Source organism: Acidovorax sp. T1, assembly GCF_002176815.1.
Lineage (GTDB): Bacteria > Pseudomonadota > Gammaproteobacteria > Burkholderiales > Burkholderiaceae_C > Acidovorax.
Genome location: NZ_CP021648.1, coordinates 2,371,021 through 2,394,531, shown reverse-complemented (window position 1 = coordinate 2,394,531; position 23,511 = coordinate 2,371,021). Strand labels below are relative to the sequence as shown.

At 64.0% G+C, this 23,511-nt stretch carries 22 protein-coding genes; all 22 read left to right on the top strand.

What is annotated here, in order from left to right:
* Positions 1–6 precede the first annotated feature (6 nt).
* The gene (locus CCX87_RS11095; RefSeq protein ID WP_158211992.1) at positions 7–2,358 is read left to right on the top strand and encodes a terminase large subunit domain-containing protein; all 2,352 of its coding nucleotides are present in this window, start codon (positions 7–9) and stop codon (positions 2,356–2,358) included.
* Between the two features lie 4 nt (positions 2,359–2,362).
* Positions 2,363–2,716 carry a DUF5856 family protein gene (locus CCX87_RS11090; protein WP_087746302.1) on the top strand — a complete coding sequence of 118 codons (354 nt, stop codon included), beginning with the start codon at positions 2,363–2,365 and terminating at the stop codon, positions 2,714–2,716.
* A gap of 178 nt (positions 2,717–2,894) precedes the next feature.
* On the top strand, positions 2,895–5,042 hold the full coding sequence (locus tag CCX87_RS11085) for a portal protein (protein WP_087746300.1): 2,148 nt from the start codon (positions 2,895–2,897) through the stop codon (positions 5,040–5,042).
* On the top strand, positions 5,039–6,028 hold the full coding sequence (locus CCX87_RS11080) for a hypothetical protein (RefSeq protein WP_088132911.1): 990 nt from the start codon (positions 5,039–5,041) through the stop codon (positions 6,026–6,028). Before CCX87_RS11085 ends, CCX87_RS11080 begins: the two co-directional genes overlap by 4 nt.
* A 191-nt stretch (positions 6,029–6,219) precedes the next feature.
* The gene (locus CCX87_RS11075; protein ID WP_087746296.1) at positions 6,220–7,338 is read left to right on the top strand and encodes a N4-gp56 family major capsid protein; all 1,119 of its coding nucleotides are present in this window, start codon (positions 6,220–6,222) and stop codon (positions 7,336–7,338) included.
* Between the two features lie 13 nt (positions 7,339–7,351).
* On the top strand, positions 7,352–7,804 hold the full coding sequence (locus tag CCX87_RS11070; protein WP_087746294.1) for a hypothetical protein: 453 nt from the start codon (positions 7,352–7,354) through the stop codon (positions 7,802–7,804).
* A 57-nt stretch (positions 7,805–7,861) separates the two neighbouring features.
* Complete coding sequence (locus tag CCX87_RS11065) at positions 7,862–8,233, top strand: hypothetical protein (RefSeq protein ID WP_087746292.1); 372 nt, start codon at positions 7,862–7,864, stop codon at positions 8,231–8,233.
* Positions 8,234–8,238: 5 nt separating this feature from the next.
* Positions 8,239–8,877: a phage adaptor protein gene (locus CCX87_RS11060; protein ID WP_087746290.1), complete on the top strand. Its 639-nt coding sequence runs from the start codon at positions 8,239–8,241 to the stop codon at positions 8,875–8,877.
* A complete protein-coding gene (locus CCX87_RS11055; protein ID WP_087746287.1) occupies positions 8,877–9,146 on the top strand; it encodes a phage fiber-tail adaptor protein in 270 nt (89 codons plus the stop codon). Before CCX87_RS11060 ends, CCX87_RS11055 begins: the two co-directional genes overlap by 1 nt.
* A 110-nt stretch (positions 9,147–9,256) precedes the next feature.
* Positions 9,257–9,655 (top strand): hypothetical protein, encoded by a 399-nt coding sequence (locus CCX87_RS11050; RefSeq protein ID WP_087746285.1) that lies wholly within the window; start codon positions 9,257–9,259, stop codon positions 9,653–9,655.
* A complete protein-coding gene (locus tag CCX87_RS11045) occupies positions 9,652–11,037 on the top strand; it encodes a hypothetical protein (RefSeq protein WP_087746283.1) in 1,386 nt (461 codons plus the stop codon). Before CCX87_RS11050 ends, CCX87_RS11045 begins: the two co-directional genes overlap by 4 nt.
* A 9-nt stretch (positions 11,038–11,046) precedes the next feature.
* The gene (locus tag CCX87_RS11040; protein ID WP_087746281.1) at positions 11,047–11,334 is read left to right on the top strand and encodes a hypothetical protein; all 288 of its coding nucleotides are present in this window, start codon (positions 11,047–11,049) and stop codon (positions 11,332–11,334) included.
* Positions 11,335–11,426: 92 nt separating this feature from the next.
* Entirely contained in the window at positions 11,427–11,840 is a 414-nt protein-coding gene (locus CCX87_RS11035; protein WP_232476385.1) for a glycoside hydrolase family protein, read from the top strand.
* Positions 11,837–12,286, top strand: a complete 450-nt coding sequence (locus tag CCX87_RS11030; protein WP_087746277.1) for a hypothetical protein — start codon at positions 11,837–11,839, stop codon at positions 12,284–12,286. The genes CCX87_RS11035 and CCX87_RS11030 overlap by 4 nt, the downstream gene beginning before the upstream one ends.
* Before the next feature lie 188 nt (positions 12,287–12,474).
* Entirely contained in the window at positions 12,475–12,876 is a 402-nt protein-coding gene (locus CCX87_RS11025) for a hypothetical protein (RefSeq protein ID WP_087746275.1), read from the top strand.
* A gap of 9 nt (positions 12,877–12,885) precedes the next feature.
* Positions 12,886–13,971 (top strand): hypothetical protein, encoded by a 1,086-nt coding sequence (locus tag CCX87_RS11020; protein WP_087746273.1) that lies wholly within the window; start codon positions 12,886–12,888, stop codon positions 13,969–13,971.
* Between the two features lie 661 nt (positions 13,972–14,632).
* Complete coding sequence (locus tag CCX87_RS11010; protein ID WP_087746269.1) at positions 14,633–15,802, top strand: hypothetical protein; 1,170 nt, start codon at positions 14,633–14,635, stop codon at positions 15,800–15,802.
* 197 nt (positions 15,803–15,999) lie between these two features.
* Positions 16,000–18,201, top strand: a complete 2,202-nt coding sequence (locus tag CCX87_RS11005) for a hypothetical protein (protein ID WP_087746267.1) — start codon at positions 16,000–16,002, stop codon at positions 18,199–18,201.
* Positions 18,198–18,635 carry a hypothetical protein gene (locus CCX87_RS11000; RefSeq protein ID WP_087746266.1) on the top strand — a complete coding sequence of 146 codons (438 nt, stop codon included), beginning with the start codon at positions 18,198–18,200 and terminating at the stop codon, positions 18,633–18,635. Before CCX87_RS11005 ends, CCX87_RS11000 begins: the two co-directional genes overlap by 4 nt.
* Before the next feature lie 42 nt (positions 18,636–18,677).
* Positions 18,678–20,435 carry a hypothetical protein gene (locus tag CCX87_RS10995; RefSeq protein WP_232476384.1) on the top strand — a complete coding sequence of 586 codons (1,758 nt, stop codon included), beginning with the start codon at positions 18,678–18,680 and terminating at the stop codon, positions 20,433–20,435.
* 189 nt (positions 20,436–20,624) lie between these two features.
* Positions 20,625–20,783, top strand: a complete 159-nt coding sequence (locus CCX87_RS20855; RefSeq protein WP_157667125.1) for a hypothetical protein — start codon at positions 20,625–20,627, stop codon at positions 20,781–20,783.
* Between the two features lie 59 nt (positions 20,784–20,842).
* A complete protein-coding gene (locus tag CCX87_RS10990; protein WP_157667124.1) occupies positions 20,843–23,509 on the top strand; it encodes a hypothetical protein in 2,667 nt (888 codons plus the stop codon).
* Positions 23,510–23,511: the final 2 nt, after the last annotated feature.

Genomic DNA, 23,511 nt, shown 5'->3' with positions numbered 1-23,511 from the left:
GCCCGGGTGCTGGCCAAGCGCCGGCTGCTGCCGTTCGTGCAGCGCCTGAACCCGCGCTACGATGCTGGCTGGGTCCACAAGGACATCTGTCGACGCCTGGAGAAGTTCAGCGACGACGTGGCCAAGGGCCTGAGCCCCCGGCTGATGATCCTGATGCCGCCGCGGCACGGCAAGAGCGAGCTGGCCTCCCGGATGTTCCCCGCCTGGCACCTGGGCCGGCACATGGACCACGAGGTGATCGCCTGCGCATACAACGTGTCGCTCGCCATGTCCTTCAGCCGCAAGGTCAAGGAAGCCATGGACGACCCGTCCTACCAGAGCGTGTTCGAGGCCCGGCTGAACCCTGAATTCCGCTCCAACGAGGAGTGGGGCCTGGCCAACGGGCGCGGCGGCTACGTCGCAGCCGGCGTGGGCGGCGGTATCACCGGCAAGGGCGCACACGTCCTGGTCATCGACGACCCTATCAAGAACGCCGAGGAGGCCGACAGCGCCGACGTGCGCGAGAAGTTGTGGGATTGGTACGGCTCCACGGCCTACACCCGGCTGGCCCCCGGCGGCGGTGTGCTGGTGATCCAGTGCATGACGGGCGACACACCCGTGAGGCTGCCCGATGGCACCGAAAAACGCCTCGATGCGCTGCGTGCGGGGGACGAAGTTGCGACCTATGACGACGGGCGCCTCGGTGTCTCCACAGTCGCGGCCTGGAAGAGCAATGGTCGTGATTTAGTCTACAAAATCACGATGAACTCCGGTAAGATGGTGCGGGCGAACGGCCGGCACCCGTTCCTCGTTTCCACCGACGGAGGGCTCAAATGGGTAAGGACGAAGCACCTGACTACGGACCACACAATCGTGGCCTGTCTGGACAGCGGGGGAAGTGGACTGGCAAGACCTGCGCTGCAGACGGGTGCGAACTCCCCGCCAAATGCCGCGGCCTCTGCGCTTCCCACTACGGGAAGAAAAAATGGGCTGATGGGCACCGCCCGCCGTCCGTCAACCCAGTGTCCCAGCGAGAGCGGCACCTCAAGCACCGGTACGGCCTCACGCCTGAAGCGCATGCTGAACTCCTGGCTGCGCAGGGCGGCAGATGCGCTGTCTGCGGCGACCTCGAAGACGACCGGACGCCCGGGCACTGGCGCGGGAAACTCTGTGTCGACCACGACCACGACACCGGTAAAGTCCGTGGGCTGCTGTGCAACGACTGCAACGCCGCCGCAGGGCACGCCGGTACCGAGCGCGTCGCCCTCGCACTGGCCGAGTACCTCCGACTTCATGCTGGACGGCGTCCGCAGCGTGGAGCTGGCCGGTGAGGAGGAGGTGTTCGACGTCCAGATCGACCGGACCGAGAACTTCATCGCCAACGGCCTGGTGAGCCACAACACTTGGTGGCACGACGACGACTTGGCCGGGCGCCTGCAGACGGCCATGGCCACGGACGACGAGGCCGATCAGTTCGAGCTGGTCAAGTATCCGGCGGTGGCCGAGGCCGATGAGTACCTCAGCCTCTCCACCGACCTGATCGAGTACGACGTACCCAGCCTGGTCCCGGGCGCGGACGGAGTCTACGCCTCGACGGAGTCCGGGGAGAAGTTTCGCCCGCTGCGCGCCAAGGGCGAGCCCCTGCACCCCGAGCGCTACGACCTGGTCAAGCTCAACCGCATCAAGAAGACCATCCCCGCGCGGTTCTGGGCGGCTCTGTACCAGCAGAACCCGGTGCCAGACGACGGGGCGTACTTCACGAAGGAGAACTTCCGCCGTGGGCAGCCGCCGCAGCTGCGCAACTCGAATATCTTCGTCGCATTCGACTTCGCCATCAGCGAAAAGAAGCAGAACGACTACACCGTCGGGGTCGTCGGGCTGCAGGACTATGACGACGTCCTCCATGTGGTGGACATGGTGCGGTTCAAGAGCGGTGACGGCATGTTCATCGTCGAGTCGATCTTGAATCTTTGTCAGAAATGGTATAGTCCGCACCTACAGCTTGGGTTCGAGGACGGGCAGATTTTCCGCGCCATCGAGACGCTCCTCAAAAAGCGCATGCGGGAGCGCAGGTTCTACCCCTCGTCCGTGCTGCTGAAACCCATCACCGATAAGATGGCCCGGGCGCGACCGCTCCAAGGGCGCATGCAGCAAGGGATGGTGAGTTTTTCCGACAGCGCCGAATGGTATGAAGGCGCACGGGCAGAGATGCTGCGCTTCCCGGCCGGTGTGCACGACGATCAGGTCGACGCGCTGGCTTGGATGGCGACGATGGCGGTCAACAAGGAGCCTCCACGCAGGCCGAAGACGAAGGAACCAGAATCATGGCGCAAGAAACTCAGCGTGGCCGGCGGGGTGGTCAGTCACATGTCGGCGTGAACCTATGAGCTGCCCCCAGTTCGTCGCCGACAGCATGGCGCTGCGCACCGCAGCCCACCTGGCCCACCTCTCGACCGAATCCTACGCTCAGCACGTCGCCCTCGGCGACTTCTACAGCGCCCTCCTGCCGCTGATTGACCAGTACGCCGAGGTCTACATGGGCACCGAGAGCCGGATCAAGTCGTTCCCTGCCACCAGCCTGCCCTCGGGCAACCTGATCTCCAGCCTGACTGCATACCTCGACAAGATCGCGGCCGAGTTGGCCGAGGACGGCAAGAACCAGGCCCTGGCCAACATCCTGGACGAGCTGCAGGCCTTGACGGCGCAGACCTTGTACAAGCTGAGATACCTGAAATGAGCGCGCCCTCCCCACAAACACACGAAACCGGCCTGATCGGCACGGCGGACCACTCGCGCGAGCGGGTCCGCCACCATGACACCTAAAGAAAAGAAGGCCGCCTACGACCGGGAGCGCCGCTCCCGCCTCAAAGAGGAGATCGCCGCCCAGAAGCGCAACAAGTTCGAGGAGGCTCGCCATGCCGATTGACACGCAACTGGCTACGAAGCAATGGACGCGGTTTTGTTGGTGCAGGGACAACGGCCACGCCCAGTTCGTCCAGAAGGCCGAAAAGTGCGATGCCTTCTTCCGGGGCGACCAGTGGGACCGCGCCGACAAGGCCCGCCTGGAGGCCGTGCGCCGCCCGGCACTGACGATCAACAAGATCCTCTCCACGATCAGCAACGTGCTGGGCGAGCAGATCTTCAACCGGGCCGAAACGAGCTTTCGGCCGCGCTCCGGGGCCCCCAGCGAGGTCGCCGACATCCTCACCAAGGTCTTCAAGCAGATCAGCGACAACAACCAGCTCGACTGGAAACGCAGTGACATGTTCGCCGACGGCGCCATCACCTCCCGGGGCTTCCTGGACGTGCGCATCGGCTACGGCGACAGCATGCAGGGTGAGGTGGTCGTCGACAACCTGAACCCCAAGAACGTCATCATCGACCCGGACGGCGAAGAGTACGACCCGGACAGCTGGAGCGAGGTGTTCACGACCAAGTGGGTCACCGCCGACGACATCGCGGTGCTCTACAACAAGGATGACGCCGAATACCTGCGCAACCGCGAGCAGAGCTTCTTTCCCTACGGCTACGACAGCATCCAGGCCTTCCGCGACCGGTTCGGCGACCGGTTCAACCCGATGTACACGGGCGACTACGACAACAGCTCGGTGATGCGCAACATCCGCCTGATCGAGCGCCAGTACCGCCTGCTGGACCGCCAGAAGCACTTCGTCGACCCCGCCACGGGCGACATGCGCCCCATCCCAGACGACTTCGACCGCAACAAGATCGCCCTGATGACGAGCCAGTACGGGCTGCAGGTCACGACCAAGCTCGTGCGCCGCATCCGTTGGACGGTCATTGCCGACAACGTGCGCCTGCACGACGACTGGAGCCCCTACAAGCACTTCACGGTGGTGCCGTTCTTCCCCTACTTCCGCCGCGGTACAACGATCGGCTTGGTCGAGAACCTGCTGGGCCCCCAGGAGCTGCTGAACAAGGTCTCCAGTCAGGAGCTGCACGTCATCAACACCACGGCCAACAGCGGCTGGAAGGTCAAGACCGGCTCGCTCACGAACATGACCGTGGAAGAGCTGGAGGAGAAGGGCGCCCAGACCGGGCTGGTGGTCGAGGTCAACGACGTCAACGACATCGAGAAGATCCAGCCCAACCAGGTGCCCACCGGCCTGGACCGCATCACCTACAAGGCCGAAGAGCACATCAAGACGATCTCCGGCGTATCGGACTCTGCCCAGGGCTTCGACCGCGAGGACGTGGCCGCCAAGGCCATCCAGGCCAAGCGCCAAGCCGGCGCAACGAACCTGGCCAAGCCGATGGACAGCCTGTCGCGCACCGACCACATCCTGGCACGCAACATCCTCGATCTGGTGCAGCAGTTCTATACCGAAGAGCGCATCATGACGATCACCCACGACGAGGCCACGGGCGAGACCGAGACCTTCGCCGTGAACGAGGTCTCCCCTGAAGGCCAGATCGTCAACGACTTGACCCTGGGCGAATACGACGTCGTGGTCAGCTCCGTGCCGCGCCGCGAGACTCTGGAAGACAGCCAGTTCGAGCAGGCCATGGCCCTGCGCGAGATGGGCGTGATGATCCCCGACAGCGTGCTGATCGACTCCAGCCGCCTGATGAACAAGAAAGACATCATCAAGCAGATGCAGGGCGACCAGGAGAGCCCCGAAGCCCAGGCCGCAGCCGAGCTGCAGCGCCGCGCCCAGGAAGCCGAAGTCGGCAAGGCCGAAGGCGAAGCCGCCCAGAAGCACGCCGATGCCCAGCTCAAGGGCGCCAAGACCCAGGAGACGATCGTCAAAGCCCAGGTCCTGGCCAACACGCCGCCGGATGCCCCAGACGCCGGCAATCCTGAGCTGGAGGCGGCCAAGGCCCAGCACGAGGCCGACCTGGCCGAGCGCGAGTTCGAGCACCGCCGCGTGCTGGACTACCAGAAGCTCGGCCTGCAGCGCCAGCAGCACAACGACAAGCTGTCCCTCCAGGCCCAACAGCAGGCCCAGGAGCGCCTGGACAAGCGCGCAGAAGCATCCCGCGAGGCCGCCATGGCCGCACAGAAACCCCAGACCACCCAACCAACCAAAGGACTCCGATGAACCCGCTCTTGCAGAAACTCCTCTCGCGCTACATGGCCCCGGCGGGCGATGATGGCTCCGACACCGGCGGCTCCGGCGTGACTGACCGGGGCGACGACTTCGTCTCCACGGAAGACGAGCCCGCGCCGGCCGCAAAGCCCACCCCCAGCGCCGCGGACTCGGACGACGACATCGACCCCGAAGACCCAGACGCCGACCCGGAGGCCGAGGAAGAGACCAAGGCCGAGAAAAAGCAGCGCGAGCAGCGCATCCCGCTGTCCCGCCACAAGGACTTGCTGGAGAAGGAGCGCGCCAAGCGCGCCGACCTGGAGCGCCAGCTGTCGCAGTTCCAGCGCGGCACCGAAGTGGCCTCCCTGAACCAGGACATCACCCAGGCCGAGGAATCGATCCTGGCCATGGAGAAGCAGTACAACGCCCTGCTGGGCGAAGGCGAGCTGGACAAGGCTGCGGCCCTGATGTCCAAGATCCGTCAGGCCGAGCGCAGCATCGGCGACGCCAAGAACGACATGAAGATCGCGGCGGCCGAAGCCCGCGCCACCGAACGCGCCCGCTACAACGTGGCCCTGGAGCGCATCGAGGCTGCCTACCCCAGCCTGAACGAAGACCACGCCGACTACGACGAAGGCTTGATGGAGGACGTGATCGACCTCAAGGGCGCCTACGAGCGCAAGGGCTTGACCCCCACCGCCGCCATGCAGAAGGCCGTAGACAAGCTGCTGGGCACCTCGACCAAGAAGCAGGAAGCTGCCATCGACACCACGCCGCGCGTGGCCGACAAGGACGTGGCCGCCGAGCGCAAGAAGGACGCCGTGAAGAAGACCCTGGACGCCGTAGGCAAGACACCGCCCAGCACGACCAAGGTGGGCATGGATAGCGACAAGGCCGGCGGCTCCCTGACCGCCAAGGACGTCATGAAGCTGAGCCAGGACGACTTCCGCAAGCTGCCAGACGACGTGCTGGCACGGATGCGCGGCGACGAACTGTGACCCCACGCAAATAAATCACGGCGGCGCTTCGGCGCCGCTTGTCGTTTATCTTTTTTGGATTAGAATGCGGCTCATCGGTTAAAGGCAAAGATCCCGACAGCATCTTTCCACTTTCGTTGGTCGAGACGACACATCGGCAAAAGGCAGGCCCTCCAGGCCGATCGTTTGTCTACCAATGAAAGGGCGCCACCATGGCACTCACCAACTTTGGACTGTTGACGTCCGAACAGAAGACCGTCTGGTCTATGGACCTGTGGAAACAGGCCCGTAACCACTCCTTCATCAACCGCTTCCTGGGCAAGGGCCCCAACAGCCTGATTCAGCACATCACCGAGCTGAAGAAGTCGGAAAAGGGCGCCCGCGCAGTCATCACGCTGCTGGCCGACCTGACCGGCGACGGCGTTGCCGGCGACCGCACGCTGGAAGGCAACGAAGAGGCGATGCAGACCTTTGACCAGGTCATCCGCATCGACCAGCTGCGCCACGCCAACCGCCACGAAGGCCGCATGGCCGACCAGAAGTCCATCGTCGAGTTCCGCGGCAACAGCCGCGACGTGCTGAGCTACTGGCTCGCCGACCGCATGGACCAGCTGGCATTCCAGACCATGGCCGGCATCAGCTACGCCAAGAAGCCCAACGGCGCCAACCGCATCGGCTCCGACCTCCAGTTCCTGGAGTTCGCTGCCGACGTGGCTGCTCCGACCGCTGCCCGCCGCCTGCGCTGGGACGGCACCTCGGCCACCAAGACCCTGGTGTCCGCAGCTGCCAGCTCCGGTGTGGCCGCCACCGACACCCCGATGTGGGAAATGTTCGTGCAGCTCAAGGCCTACGCCAAGGACCGCTACATCCGTGGCGTGAAGGAAGACGGCGGCGAGGAAACCTTCCACGCCTTCCTGACGCCCCAGGCCATGGCCAAGCTGAAGATGGACCAGAACTACATGCTCAACCTGCGCCACGCGCAAGAGCGTGACAAGGCCAACCCGCTCTTCACCGGCGCGACCGTGAAGATCGACGGCATCTACCTGCACGAGTTCCGCCATGTGCCCAACACCACCGGTGCGGCCAGCGGCTCGAAGTACGGCGCGGTGGGCACGGTCGACGGCTGCCAGGTCCTGTTCTGCGGCGCACAAGCCCTGGGCATGGCCGACATCGGCGCACCCGAGTGGAACGAGAAGGGCTTCGACTACGAGAACTCGCAAGGTATCTCGGTGGGCAAGATCCTCGGCTTCCTGAAGCCCAAGTTCGGCAACATCTACGAGAACGGTTCCGTCGAAGACTTCGGCGTGATCTCGTGCTACGTGGCTCAGTAAGGAGGGCATCACCATGGCTCTGAAACAAGCAACCCGTGGCGCACAGCCCGTCATGTCGGCTGAATTCGTGTTCAGCTTCAACGACACCATGAAAGACACCGCCGGGGCCCTCAAGACCTTCGGCTCCGTCTACACCGACGCCGGTGTCTTCGAGGTCATCAACCTGCCCCAGGGTGCGGTGGTGGTCGGCGGCGAACTGATCGTCGAAGAAGCGGGCGTGGGCCCTACGGCCTACACCGCCGCTGTCGGCACCTCGGCCTCCGCCGCTGCCCTCTTGGCCGCAACGACCTTGCTGTCCGCAGCCGGTACCCGGGTCGCCCTGACCGGTTTGGGCCTGGCGGCTGTGGACGGTAAGAACGTGCGCGTGACCATCGCCTCGACGGTGGCCAACGCCACGGCCGGCAAGTTCCGTCTCCGCGTGAACTACACGACCGACGGCCGTATCACCGAAGTCAACCCGAACTGATCGGGACCATGAAGACGGGGCCTTAGCGCCCCGTTCTTCCATCACCTGGAGATCGTTATGAAGTTCACCCTCAACCGCGACCGTGTCCACGCCTCCGTGCTGGGCCTGTCCGTCGAATTCAAGAAGGGCGTGCCCACGCACGTCCCACCCGAGCTGTACGCCGAGGTGCAGGCCTTCGGCGCCGTGCCCGACGACGAGATCGAAGACGCGCCCAGCGCCGTCAAGACCAACGAACCCCAAGACCCGAACAAGCGCAAGGACGACGTCTTCGCCGCGTTTGAGATGCTGGCCCTGCGCAACTCCCGCGAAGACTTCACTGCCGGCGGTGCCCCGCACGGCGGCGCCCTCGAGTCGATCCTGGGCTGGAAGCTCGGCGCCAAGGAGCGCGACATCCTGTGGGCTGAGTTCAAGGTCGGCAAGGACGACTGAGCGTCATGGACACGACAGAACTCCTCGGCCTGTTCCGCGCAGAGATGCGCGACCAGGAGCAGCCGTACCTGTTTGCGGATGAGACGGTCTACGCCTACATCAACGCAGCACAGGTGGAGTTCTGCCGCCTCACAGAAGGCATCGAGGACGGGCGCAGCTTCAAACTGAGCGTCGTGCCCGGCTCCGAATGGTATCCGCTCAACAAGCGCATCCTGAAGTTGCGCAAGGCCTACCTCGCCAGTACGGGGCGCCCGGTTGACATCGTCAACCAGGAGCGCACCGAGCAGGGCGGTATTCGTTTTGACGGTCGCCCCGGACCCCTGAAGGCTCTGGTGACCGGTATCGAGAAGGGCATGCTCCGCGCCTGGCCCCTGCCGAACGAGGCAGCCGAGGTCGCGCTGGACGTGTTCCGCCTGCCAAAGCCGGTGGGCGAGGGGGACTCTTTCGAGATTGAAGATCAGCACCACATGGCGTTGCTGTACTGGGTCAAGCACCTTGCATACAACGTCCATGACGCCGACACCTTCGACCGCCGCAAGGCCGAGGACTACGAGGCGAAGTTCTTAGCCTACTGCGAGCGCGCCGACGCTGAGCAGACCCGGGCAAGGCGCCAGGTCGGCTCTACCCAATACGGAGGCCTGTGATGGCCATCAAAAAAGACCCCAACGCAGTCCTCGACTACACGGTCGATTGGACGGACTGGCTCGCCCCGGTGGCGGACGTGATCGTGTCCGTCGATTGGGTTCCGAGCGCGGGTGTCACCGTGGTTTCATCCTCTAACACAAGCACCACCGCCACGGCGTTTGTCTCCGGCGGCGTGGTGGACGCCGACGAGTTCGTGACCTGCCGCATCACCACGGCAGGCGGGCGCACCGACGACCGCACCATTTATTTCTCCATGACCGAACGCTGAAGGAAGCACCATGTCCGTCATTTACTCTGCCGCCACCAAGACCGCCCGCATGAACGCCGTGGTGACCACTATTGGCGCCTCTGGCAAGCTCAAGCTGTTCACTGCAGCCGATGCACTGCTGGCCACATTCCCCCCTGGCGGCCACGGCTGGCACGGTGTCTGGCTCCGTGCTGACGCTCTCGGACGCCAACGGCGCCACGGCAGGCATCCTGAACACCACCGCCTCGGCGGCCGGCACGGCGGCCAAGGCCAGCATCACCACATCGGCCGATGTGGATGTGGTTACCGGCCTGACCGTGGGCACGCTGCTGGCCAATGAGGTGGGCGCCACAGTGCATGTCTATGCCGTGGCCACAGGCAACAAGGTGGTGACGAAAACCGCGCAGACATCCGATGCATCCGGGGTCATGGCCGTGACGGACGCCGCCTTGGTGGCCGCCACTGAATACCGCTGCGTGATCGTGCTGGCATCGGGCGCCGAAGGGCTGCAGAAAGCGACCGCAGCATGAGCACCCGCGTCGATACCACCAGCCTGATCGCAGGCGCTACCGTCTGCGGCCACCGTGGCCTCGGGGTGCTGGGATCGACCATTCTTCTGACCACCGGCACCGGCACGCACGGGCCTGGGGTTCTTTACAACGATGTAGAAACGGGCGACGAGGGTAAGGAGTTTCGCGCCTACGTGACGACGCCGCCGGCATCGGGCACGTTGGTGATGGACGAGGACGGGTCTTTCGACTACACAGGGGCACTGCCGGCATCCTTCGCTTACCAGCTCTATGTGGATGGGGTTGCCATTGGCACGCCTGCCGCAGTGACCATGGGTGCAGCCACGTCGAACACGCTGGCCGCTACGGAAGCCGGGGGCGATACCTTTGCTGCAACAGGCGGTGCGCTGGTGCAGGGCGCGCTGGCGGCGGCAGAAGTTGGCAGCGATACCGCAGCGATGGCGGGCGGCGCATCTACCATTCAGGGCGCTATGGCGGTTTCCGAAGCAGGCAGCGATGCATTCGCCGCCACGGCATCGGCAACAGCGAGTGGGGTGCTGACGGCAACCGAATCCGGCAGCGATACGGCGACCGCGACAGGATCGGCCTTGGCGGCTGGCGCGCTGGCGGCCGTGGAGTCTGGTGCGGACACCTTTACCGCATCCACCAGCACGACGGCCGCACTATCGGGCACCTTGGCCGCCACGGAATCGGGCCAAGATGCCGCAGCGTTGTCTGGCGCAGTGCTGGCGCAGGGTAGTGTGGCCGCCGCGGAGTCCGGTCCGGACATTGCAGCGCTCGCTGGAGCGACGCTGGCGCAGGGCAGCATGTCCGCCACGGAAGCCGGACCGGACATTGCCGCCCTGGCAGGCGTTGCCGCTGTCCAAGGCGCATTGACCGCCACGGAGTCGGGGCCAGACAGCTTCTCAGCCACGGGCGGCGACATTGCAAGAGCGCAGGGCGCCCTGGCCGCTACAGAAACAGGTTCGGATGCGGCGGCGGCTTTTGTCACCGCGCTGGTTTCGGGCGCCATGGCCGCCATCGAATCCGGGGCGGACACGCTCTATGCCGCGGGCTCGCTGCCAACATCCAGCGGGGCCATGACCGCACAGGAGGCAGGCGGCGACACGGCATCAGCCACTGGCGCAGCACTGGTCAGCGCCTTGCTGGCAGCTGTTGAAGCCGGGCAGGACACGGCAGCCATCGCCGGCCAGATCTATGCCGCTGGCCTACTGGCCACTCAGGAAATCGGCGCGGACACATTCACGGCGCGAGAAAGCGCCCCACTGACCTCGCCGGCCCGCACGCTGGCTGTGGCGGCAGAAGCCCGCACGCTGGCTGTGGCGGCAGAAGCCCGCACGCTGGCTGTGGCGGCAGAGGTGCGCAGGACAACCATTGCATAGGACAGAGCCATGAGTGAAATTTCAAACCAGGCCGCCCAAGCCGCCAGCGACACCGCCCTGGCCAAAATCGCCACCAGCATGTCCGTCGGCGGGGGCAGCACCGCCTTCATCGGCGGCCTCACGCTCAATGAGTTCGCCATGGTTTTCGGCATGATCATCGGCCTGCTGGGTCTGTGCCTGCAGGCCTATCAAGCTCTGCATCGGCGCCGCCTCTACATCGAAGAGCGCAAGCTGATCGAAGAGCGTGCACAGCGCGAGCGCGAGGAGCACGCCGTCAAGATGGGGATGTACGAATGACGCGCGGCGCACGCATCGCTGTCGCTGCGCTGAGCCTGTCGGCGGCGGCGTTCGTAGGTATCGTGGTCGACGAGAGCTACGTCGAGAAGGCCATGATCCCGACACGCAACGACCGGCCCACGGTCGGCTTCGGCTCCACCTTCCATGAGGACGGCCGCCCAGTGAAGATGGGTGACACCACCACCCCCGTGCGTGCGCTGGTCAAGGCCCAGGCCCATGTAGCGCGCGAGGAGAAGGTCTTCCAGCAGTCGCTGGAGGGCGCGTACCTGCATCCGGGCGAGTACGACATCTACATGAACTGGGTCTACCAGTACGGCACGGGGGCGTGGGCGAAGTCCAGTATGCGCAGGAACATCCTGGCCAGCGACTACGTGTCCGCCTGCCACTCGCTGCTGCTCTACAAGTTCTCTGGCGGATACGACTGCTCGACCCCAGGCAACAAGATCTGCTCCGGGGTGTGGACTCGGCAACAAAAACGGCATGCCGAGTGCATGGCACTGCAATGATCTACACCCACCTCGCCGCAGCCGTCATCGCGGCGCTGGCCGCCTGGTTCTTCCAGGACAACCGCTACACCGCCGAACTGGCTGAACTGCGGCTGGAACATGCGAACGCCGTCATCAAGGCCACGTCTACGCTGCGCGCCGAGCAGCATGCCATCACCACGAAATACCAAGGAGCCCTCAATGCTGCTACCGAACGCGAAACCATCTCTCGCCGTCATCTGGCCGCTGCTGCTCGTGAGTCTGACGGGCTGCGCGAGCAACTCAGCGACACCGCCCGGCGCATCGCTGCAGCTCCCCCCGCCGCCGTCGCTGAGTACGCCACTACCGTCAGTGGACTATTCGCTGACTGCAGCCGAGACTATCAAGAGCTGGCAGGCACGGCTACGGGCCACGCGAATGATGTCCGAAAGCACCGCGACGCCTGGCCGGTGACGCCGCCCGAATAACCGAACAATGGCGGCTGCCCCAGCAGGGGGTGGGAGCCATTCGCGGGGCATTCATCCCTCGCTATCCAACCCCCTGCCGTACCGCAAAGCCTTAACTCCGGGGCTTTGCGGTACACTCCCGTTTATCTTTCAAAGATCGTTGGCGGACGCATGAAGCCCTCGGTGCAGACCCCTCACAAGGAACCACCATGGCCAACGCCCTCTATCCCAAAGGCAAGGAAAAGATCCTTTCCGCCGCAATCAATTTCGCGTCAGACACGATCAAGGCGGTAGTCGTTACCAATGCGTACACATACAGCGCAGCACATGAGTTCCTCAGCGATCTCGGCGCTGCACTGGTCGGACCCGCTCAGGAACTCACCAATAAATCTGTCGCCAACGGCGCATTTGATGCGGATGATGTGACGTTTCCGACTCTATTGGCTGGAAACACAGTGAAAGCAGTTGTTCTTTACAAGGACACCGGAGTCGCGGGCTCGTCAGTGCTGATCGACTACATAGACGACGTGACCGGGCTGCCCTTGGCGACCAACGGCGGCGATGTGCAGATCCAGTGGAGCAACGGCCCCTACCGCATTTTCTCGCTGTGAGGCGAAGTCATGCAAGCATTCTCGAACAACGCCGTCGGTACGCTGCTGGACCCGATCGCTTTTTCGCAGTCGTTCAGCCAACTCCTGCTCTCGCCGGAGCATATCGCGCTTTTCGCGGACGTGGACCCTGCTACGGGATTGATACAGGCGATCACACTCAGCGACCCAACCGACCCGAGCGTATATGAGATCGTGTACGCGACAGAGAAGGCGGGGAACGCACTCTTCGTCACGCGCGGCCAAGAGGGGACAGTAAAGCAGTCATGGGGCGTCGGAACTGTTGTTTCGGCCCGTATCACCGCCGGCATGCTGGACTCCTTCGAGCAGAAGAAGCCGCCGCCAGACGGGAGAGTCGCATTGGGCGCAGGGTCTGCAGTCCACGGCGCGTCTGGCGTTGCCATCAACGCATCGTCTGATCGTAGCGGGCTGGTGGCCATCGGGGGGTACCCCGCCGTAAGGTTCCGCACGCCGGAGCCGCGCGACATGAGCAAGAACGTGCTCGCCTACGAGGCTGTGACGACGACCGCGATGCTGGAGCTTGTCGCCAGTGGGTTAGAGGCGTGGGAACCAGGGATCTTGGTGGGTGAGTCATACCCTATGGGACCCACCATCCCGGACGGCAACCAATACGTACTGACCATTGACGACTTCCCCGCGGTAAGCCAGGTCCAGTCGGGCGCCACTGAGCCCGCCTGGAACACGACGGGGCAATACACTGAGTTCACCCAGGCGAGCGAGCCAGGCGTGAGTGGTCGGTGGTCCCGGACCAACCTCGCAGTAGGGGTCGTGCAGGAATTCGGCGGGTCCATCCTGCTCTTCCCGACCGAAGTAGGGTTTATCTCCGACTCGGTCTCACTCGGATCGACCCCGGTATATGTGACCATAGAGGACGCCACCAGTGGCGAGTCCCTGGTGCTGAACCAGCCACTCACCGGCATACTGGGCAACAACCATTGGCACAGGTTCACGTCTATACCCAATAAAGGGTTGCAGAGCATCCGGTTCAAGGTAGTTTCCTCGGGCGATGCCGTATACGTAATGGGGCGGTTCTACGCCAAAGGCGTCTTTGTGTCCGTGGGCACACCGACCCCATGACCTACCCGCTCATCAACGGCGCAGAAATAAACGGCATGGCCGGCGCCAGCAGCGGCGCGCGGAAGCTGTACGCGGCCTCAGTCCCCGAGGCGACCGCCTACGGCACTGCAGTGGCAGTGATGGAGGCTCTCGTGGGGCCGGACATCGCAATAGCGCGACAGAGTGGCCCGCGCACAACGCACGGCATCCCGATGGCGCTCTACATGCCCGCCGCGAGTGCGGCCCGGACTGTTTCTGCTGCACGCTCCGCCCCCAGTACGGCGCATGGAAGGCCGGGCGCAAAAGGATTCACGCCGCTGCAGGCGGCAGGAGCGCTTCCGACTGTCGTACACGGAACTGTCAGCGCAGCTTCGGTGGTGCGCGCGCTTGGGGCCTCATCGACGCAGCATGCACACGCCGATGCGCTGGCGATCGTGCGGGCTTCTGGAGTCCGCGGGACATCCCACGGAACCGCCAGCGCCGCAGCAGTCTTGAGCGCCGTTGGGAATCTGGCGACTCGCAGCGGCGCCCACACCATCGTATTGCCTGTCATCCGCCTTTCGGCCATTGGGCATGGTGGCGCGCAGCACGGCACGTCGCGCATCGGCCGCGTGGGAATGTACGCCTTCTCTAGCCTTGCTGGCATGCGCCACGGAAAACCAACCGTGATCCGGGGCAACATATGCTGACATTCAATGAATTTAGCGGCATTAATAACGTCCAGACGCAGGAGCGCCTGGGCGAAGCTGCGCTGGTTCGGGCGGAGAACGTAGACATCGGGCTGAGCGGGGAGATAGCTCGGCGTGGCGGCTTCATAGGGCTGTCTGAACAGTGCCACAAGAATCTCCATCAGGCCCGCGGGTTCATGCTGGCGACGGTCAATGGCGATCTGACGGCCATCCACCCCAGTGGGGCCAGGAACATAGTGGCGCAGTCCATCGGGACGGATCGCGTCTGGTACACCGATCTCCCAGACGGATCGACGCTGTTCAGCAACGGCTTGATAAACGGCAGCACTGATGGACTTGCCGGGCATGGCTGGAGCATCCCGGCGCCGCATGCGTATGGGGCCGTGTCGCCCATCTCCGGGCGGCTGCACCCGGGCAGCTACACCTACTACGTGACCCATGTGCGGCTGTCTGACGGCCTGGAGGGGCCGCCCACCATGGCGCCGCCAGTGCAGGTAGATCTCGGCGGGGTGTTCCTGATGGGCCTCCCGGTACTGGACGGCCACAAAACCAACGTGTACCTGAGCGGCCATGGCGGCGAAGGCGCTTACCTGGCCGGGAGCACGGCGACAGACGCACTTGTGTTCTCCGGGGGCAACAACACGCTGACCCTCCCGTGCCGCACGATGGGGTTGAGTGCTGCCCCAGTAGGCATACTCGGCGCGTTCTGGCGCGGTCGTGTACTTGTGGCCCAGGGAGACACCCTATGGGCGTCAACGCCTCACTCCCACCACATATTTGACCTGCGCCGGGACTTCAAGCGGTTCGGTGCGAGCATCACCATGGTGCAGCCTGTGCAGGACGGCATCTATGTCGGGACTGCACAAGACCTCTTTTTTCTCGGTGGGCAGACATTCGACCAGCTCACGCTAGGGGCGAAAAACCACGGCCCCGTCGTGCTTGGCTCCGGCGTGCGCGCGCCAGGCAACAAGGTCAAACTCGGGGATGCAGCGGGAAGTGGGGAAGCGATGCTCTGCATAGCCGGAGGCGCCATCGTGGCAGGTTTCAATGGCGGTCAGACGTACGCCATTACGGCCGGAACGTACCATACTTCAGCCAAGGAGGTGAGCGCCACGTTCCGCGAGGTCAACGGAGTCCCGCAATACATCGCGGTGCCACAATGAGGCCGTGGAACCCATCCCCTTTTAATCGCGGCGGGGACCCTATCACGGGGAGCACCCCGGTGCGATTGGTGGTGCAAGGTGGCTCGCTGACCGGCGCGCAGTCTGCAGCGGTTCAGTCATTCTTCATCGCCTGCTGCGAAGAACACCGACTCTCCGTAGCCCCGAGCTTTTCGAGGTCCCGCACACTCGCAGATGGGGTGTGGGCGAAGGTCAACATCATCGGCGGTGTCGCCAGCGTCCTCGTCTCCGTACAAGGCGAACAGGGTGCGGCGGGCATAGGTATGCGCCTCGTCGGGTGGGACGGTGCACCGATCCCTGAACTCTCTACGGGCGGGGTTGCGCACTACTACCTAGCCGCCCTAGACGCCCAGGGGAAGTGGAATATCACGCGCAGGGCATCGCTCGTTGGTGGGCAATCCGTGTGGGTCGGTACTGACCGGACCCGGTGGTTATCTACCGTCCTCTCTGAGGGCGATGATGCTAGTGGTGCCAGCGCGCTGACGTACTTCAGGAATAGGGAAGTCTCTGACACCGCTCGCCCGTCGAACATTTACCCGGCGGCGGTGCGCGCCGCCCGCCGTGGCGCCGCTGCAGCAAACGAGCCTAACCCCGTGTCTTTCCTGAGCGTCAGTAACGGCACAATCGAGCTGCTGCAAAGGGATGCAGAGGGGGCCTATGTCGCCGTTGACACTGTCCAGGTGGATGGCGGTAGGGTCAACGTACTCTCGGCGGCGGGTAACTTCGCCCTGGCGACTGCAGGAGACTCCGCCCACCTCATCACACTGTCGCCTGCGCTTGAGGTCGTTGAGGAGCGGGCGATCGCTGCGACGGAGGGCATCACTTATACATCCTCCGGCACGGTGTCTTACGCAGGCACCATACTAATCACGCCATCTTCCACGCCGAAACAGTGGAAGATGTCTGACCTCTCGGCGCCGCCAGACCTAGAGTCAGTCACAGTAGTCATAGACCTCCCGAGTAATTCTCCCTGGAGCCCGGGGGCCGAGATATCGCAACTGCGGACCAAGCACGAACTCGCCGGTCATGAACCAGTCAGCTGCAGGGTTTACCAAACCAGCCTGTCCCCGCATGTGGAAGGCGCGATCGACTTCTGCCCAATCTACTGGGTAGACAGCTGTACCATCGGGGTATGGGGCAAGCCTGTCCTGATTAATGGGCTTGATATAGGCCCCAGCTCCTCTAGCGCGCAAGCGACCTACACAGAGTCGTATGTCGGCAGCGGGGTTATAAGCACGTCCGTCGCCGCGCACGGCATCAAGCATGACGGTAGCCCCTGGCAAATCAACCGCTCAACATCAGTGGAAGAAAGTATCGAGGGGACAAAAACTTTCACCGACGCATCCCCATCTGTGCGCAAGACAGTCACATGGAAGGAAACTGAAACCTGGACACTGCCAGAAGGGCAAGTTGTTGGGGTCAGTTCCGTATCTGAGGTTTTTGCAGAGGACACGTCAGTTAACTACCCCAGCATGTGGCCGGCTGAGGGCGAAGCCTCGGTGACCAGTACCGTCAGTCGCACAAAGCTGGTGCTCCTGCACTATGACGCAGACACCGACTGCGCCGTGTTCTCCAAGGAAGTCGCAGTCGGTGGCGGTGTGAGGTCCTGGCGCAGGTCCTCATACGCAGCGGGCGCGACCATGAATTCCTCCCCACTAGGCAGCTATTTTTGTGACGCCGGCGACGACATCACAAATACTTTTTCAGGGACCGCCACCGTATCGGTTTGCGTCTACCAGTCTGGAGTGCTGGCTTATGAGGAAGTGCTGGCGAGCGGGCCATGCAGCGGCGGCTCCACCAAGTACGAGCCAAAGGCCTACCCTGATATGAGGTTTGGGTTTGGGTCCGGCGCACCCAAGCCGTCCGCCGGCGCCTGGCCTGAAGCAACAGTTGTATATGGGCCAAGTGCGCCATACACCAAGTTCACCTACGAGGAGAGGGTCCTATACGGCTCGGTGGACACACAAGTGTGCGAATTAGTCCCATTAGACGACAGCGGCTCAAATATGTTGGCAGTATGGACGACGGTGCCAGCCGAGACTTACCAGCATCCGGTCGCCGGGCTGACGACACACCAAATCGAGCGGGAGCTTCACATCGACCGTAGCGACGTGCTGACCAACACGCATGCGGAAATCTACCAGGCCAATGCGTCTATGTCCGAGCGGTTCGATGTGTCCGTCGGCACCGCAAAAGACGCGCGCACTGGCGGCCTCGCACTGGAGATCCACTACTCCTACGATGGCTTCGCAGAGCCCAAGGACCGTGCCCGTATTCTGCTTGTAAGTAGCGGGGGTGTGACACAGCTAGACGAACTACTAAAGCCCTCCGACGGCGCAGAAAAGTTCGAGTTCAAAACCACTTTCCTGGCAACTATATGAACACCATCGTACTCAACACCCTGTCAGGCGCCGTAACCGAGTACACGGGATTCGGCTTCCACTCCATCACGCCAACGCATGCGGGCTCAGCCACCGGGCTGTTCGCTTTCGGCGGCGACCTGGACATCGACCGGCCTATCGTGAGCGACATCCGCACCGCCACAAAATTACGCAGCACGACCCTCAAGAAAGCCATCAGCGCCATCTATTTCTCCATGTCGGGGGAGGGCGTTGGCGAGGCCACGGTGTTCGGCAGGGCCGCGCAGTGGAGCTATGAATTTCCGGTGCGCGCGGCAGGGCAGTCCCGCGCCCCGACAGGCCGCGGGATACGCGAAAACTACCTTGGTTTCGGGTTCCGCAACCCAGGCGGTGAAGCGTTCAGGATCGACCGCATAGAGGCGCTAACCAATGAATCACAGAACCGGAGGATATGACATATGGTAACTACCACAGTAGGGGGGCCCGCAGAACTCGTGATGGACGCCTACAACCGCTCGGTCACGATGGCAGATACTGCAAAGCAGCAGCTCACGGGATTTGTACAAGCGCTGAACTCGACCATCTACGCCCCGCCGACTCTCAGCGTGACCTGGAACGCCCCTGCGCCGCCAACCCCAATCACAGTACCGGACGCCCCGACCCTGCCGGGAATATCATTCAACGCACCTACTGAGCCGGCCACCACCTCGGTGGCGGGCATCGACGACATAACCGTTGACGATTTCACGGCAGTTGCGCCGACCTTGAGCTTTGGTGCAGCGCCGACTTTGTCGTTCGGCTCCACACCGGTGGTCCCACAGGTGCGCGACGTGTCCGTGCCAGACGCCCCACAAATAACGCTGCCACAAACGCCGCAGTTCCTCGTCATCGCAACGCCGGCCTTCGGCGGCGTGAACCTGCACGAGGACTGGCTCGAAAAACTGGACGACATCCCCGAGCTGAACCTCATGCAGCCCGTGCCGCTGCGTTACGAGCGCAGCGCGGCTTACACGTCGGGGTTCTTGGCGAACATGCAGGCGCTGCTGAACGAGCGCCTGCGCGGCGGAACTGGTTTGGACGCAGCCGTCGAGCAGGCGCTGTGGGATCGTGCCAGGGACCGGGAAACACAGATTGCGTTGGCAGGCGAGGCGGAAGTCATGCGCAGCGCAGAAGCCATGGGTTTTTCACTGCCCGCAGGGACGCTCGCCGCGCAATTGTCAGACGGGCGCCGCGCTTACTACGACAAGCTGTCCGGCCTGTCGCGCGACATCGCCATCAAGCAGGCCGATCTGGAACAGGAGAATCTGAAGCAGACCATCGCCGCCGGAATCCAGTTGGAGGCGCAGCTGATGGACCACGCCATGAAAATCGAGCAGCTGGCGTTTGAGTCGGCGAAGGCCGTCGCAGAGAACGCTGTGCAGGTCTATAACGCGGGGGTGGAGTACCACCGTTCTTTGCTGGCGTCGTACCAGGCATATGCAGCGTCCTATAAGACCGTCATCGACTCCGAGATGACCAAGGTCGAGATATACAAGGCACAGCTCCGAGGCGAGCAGACCAAGGCTGAGATCAACAACTCCGCCGTGCAGCAGTACAAGGCCCAAATCGAAGGCGCCATGGCGCACGTTGAAATCTACAAGGCGCAGATCGGCGCGGCGAACACGCTGGTGCAACTTGAGCAAAGCAGGCTGCAGGCAGCCAGCGAGCAGATCCGCGCCTTTGTGGCGACCGTCAATGCGGAGGTTTCCAAGGTTGAAGCGTACAAGGCCACCATCAGCGCAGAGGTGTCAAAGGTCGAAGGCTACAAAGCGCTCACACAAGCGTACAGCGCAAAGGCTGGCGCCCAGGCCGAAAAGGCGCGTGTCGGCATCGCGCGGTTCTCCGCGATGAGTCAGCACAATACCAACCAATGGGATGGGTACCGGGCTCGCGTTTCCGCAGAGACCGCCAGGATCGAGGCATTGTCGCGCCAGTCGTCGGCGATGGTGGATGGCTACAAGATTGCCTCGATGGCTGCATCGAGTCATGCTGAACTGGCTGCCAGGGTATGGGAATCCAACGTGAAGCAATACGAGGGCGCGCAGAGCATCGGCATCCAGACAGCAAAGCTCAACATGGATGCCGCGCTGAATGCTAGCAGTGCGCGACTGGATGCGGCAAAGACCGGCGCACAGATCTTTGCCCAGCAGGTTGCCAGCGCTTACAACATCGTCAACACCAGCGCTTCGATCTCCGCCGGGTCGTCTTGGGAGTGACGGTACGAAAGGCAGGCACGCAGGTCTATGCGCAACTCACTTCCAGCGCCTACGGAATGATGCACGCCAATGCAGGTATCAGTGGCAGCGCGTCCATGAGTGTGGGCTATAGCTACGGCGGCGAAGTGGCTGGCACGGTCTCGCCACTAACGTCGATAGGGTAGACTGGGGGCCTCAAGGAGAACGGACATGAAGAAGTTCAACGACCCGGTGGAGAAGGCCGGAGAGTGGCTGGGCGGCACGGACGAGGGTACGCCACGCTGGTGGCTCGTCCTCAAGATCCTGGCTGGAGTAGTTGGTCTCGGCGTGCTGGTGTACATACAGGTCGCCCCGCACTTAACGCGGTAAAATCCCCGCATCTCACCGGAGCCTCGCGGCCATGAAGGTGTTCCAACAAAGGAACACCTATGGCCCAGCGCCCACAACCCTCTCTCCGACTCGCTGACGGCGGCAGCTTTATCACCCGTTGGGCGCAGAGCGTCATGCGGCCGGGCGCAACGGCCAAGCGCCTGCGCGAGGCAGACGCCCCTCCCCCGGCCCCGGCCCCTGCGCCTGCGCCGCCCCCACCTCCGCCACCACCCAACGCCACGCCCGACAACCCTGCGGGCATCCGCTTTCAGGACGGCGGTCATGTGCCGGGCACGGGCCGGGGCGACAAGATCCCTGCCAAGTACGAGCCGGGCGAGTTCGTCGTCTCCAACGACATGATCGACGACAACCCCGGACTGCGCGAGCAGCTGTCGGGGTTGCGCGCCGAGACCCTGGCGGCGCGTGGCAAGACCGTGGAAGAAGCGGACGCGAAGGCGTTGCGCTACCATGGTGGGCTACGTGGAGGTGAATATGGACAAGAAACCCGAAATGAAGAGCTTCCGGCTGCACATGCCGGAGGGCGGGATTTTCAGCGGCTGGACGGGCAGAGTAATCACGTTCTTCATAGCCGTGGGGGCGATACTCAAGGTGTACGAAATGCTCAAGTAACCCTCCGTGCCGTCGAGGGGTTCGGCGGTTCCGCCGACCCTGACTTCTGGCGCGGCAACCCTAACCCCCTCCAGGGCAGTCAGGCCAACCAGAGCCTGCTGGACGCCGCCCGACAACGTATCGACCCGGTGCAGTCCGCTGCTGCCCAGGCTGCGCCCGAGGGGCCGTCCGCCCGCCCCACTGCCCCGCTGCCCCCCGACGCTGCTGCGGCGTACGACGCCTCGCCCGAAGGGCGGGCAACGAAGGCCCAGGCCCTCAAAGACACCCGGGGCTACTTTCAGGGCAACCCGAGCGCAGCCCCGACAGGCACCGCGCCTCCCGCCAATACCCCCAGCACCGCCTCGAAATGGTTCGGCGCAGCCGACGACTGGAAGAAGTTCGCCAGCGGCCCTGCCGACAGCCCCCACAAGTCAGGGCGGATGACGGCGCCTGGGGCGCCCGGCTGGCTGGGTAAAGCTGGCGGCGCCGTCCAGGGCGTCATGGGTGCGAAGAACGCCTACGACGGCATCCAGGAAGGAGACGCCTGGAAGGCAGGCGTCGGTGCCGCCGACGCCGTGGCCGGCGCGGCGCTGTTCACCCCCGCTGCACCTGTCGCGGGGGCCTACCTCGGCCTGCGCGGCGCCTGGGACACAGCCAGGACGGCCGGCGGCGCCATCTACGACAACCTCAGCGAGGGCGCGAAAGACACCATCGGCGGCTGGGCCAACCAGATCGCGCTGAATACGGGGTTGGGGGGCGTGAACGACGACGCCAAAATGCAGCTGGACGCTGCCGCCCCGACGACCCTGCGCAAGACAGCCCCAGGCGCAGCCACCACCGCCTCAGCCACGACCCCGCGCACCCGCCCTGAAGACGCCTTCGCCGGTCCGCCCGAATCGGCGCGCTCGCCCGTGGGGGACACAGTCGTGTTCGGCAGCGACGCTAACCCCGGCAACGTCACCCGCAACGGCAACGAATACAGCGGTACGAATGTGCGCGGTGACATCACGGTCAACGGCTTCGCCCCCGGCGCCGGCCTGGGCCTGGGTAGCGGCCCGAACGCCCAGAACATGGCTGCTGCGAATAACCTCGCTGCAACCGACTCTCTGCGCAGCCAGGGCGCAGCGCTCAGCGGCCAACTCGCCGGTGGCTCTGGCGTCCCGGCGATGCCGCAGACCCTGCACTCGGGCAACGACTGGGCGTCGCGCAAAAACCTTGAGAACCTGCGCACGTCGGCCAGCAGCATCTACGACAGCCAGTCGCAGTGGGGCAACAAGGCGAAAGCCGCCGCAGACGTGAGCGCATACCAGAACGCCCAGGCCATGGACACCGCCGCGCGAACCGGCTCTGACCCCGGCTCCGTCTCCCGCACCAACGCCCAGGCGTCCATGTTCGGCAGCAAGACCGCCGCCGACGCGTCGCGCTACGGCTCCGACAACTCCCTGCGCGGCCAGATGTACAGCTCCGACGCTCAGCTCGGCGCCAAGCGCATGGAGATGGAGCGCGGCCTGCGCCAGCAGCAGTTGGTGGGGGAAGTGTTCCGCCGCAGCGGTGGCGACCCTGTCGCTACGGCCCGGGCCCTGGCCGGCGCCGGGCTGACTGACGCAGCCAAGTCGTTCCAGGACATGGCGGGGGCCGACCAGACGCGCACCCAGAACAACGTGAAGGACGCGCGGAGCACGTTCGAGAACATGTTCACCCGTGACGGGAAGAACGGCCCCGAACGTGACGAGAACGGCGAGGCCCTGGCCCACCAGCTTGCCAGCCAGATCGTGCCCGGCTGGGAGAACATGAGCGCTGAGCAGCGCGCGGCCAACCGCACCAAGGTGGTGGAAGCTACCCGCATGGTGCAGGGCATGAACTCGCTGCGCAACAACGGTATCGGCCAGAGACTCGGTATTGACGACCAGACGCCAGCCTACAGCCAACTGCCGGACATGAACGGTGCGGTTGTGGGCGACGTGGGCTGGTGGGATGGGATGACGACCCCCGGCGTCAGCAAGGGCGACAAACGCATCACGCTGCGCGGCGGACAAGAGCGCTACCTGCCGCAGGGGTCCCTCACGGAAGCCCAGCTGCGCATCCTGCAAGAAAACGGCGCACGCCCACAGAAATAAGG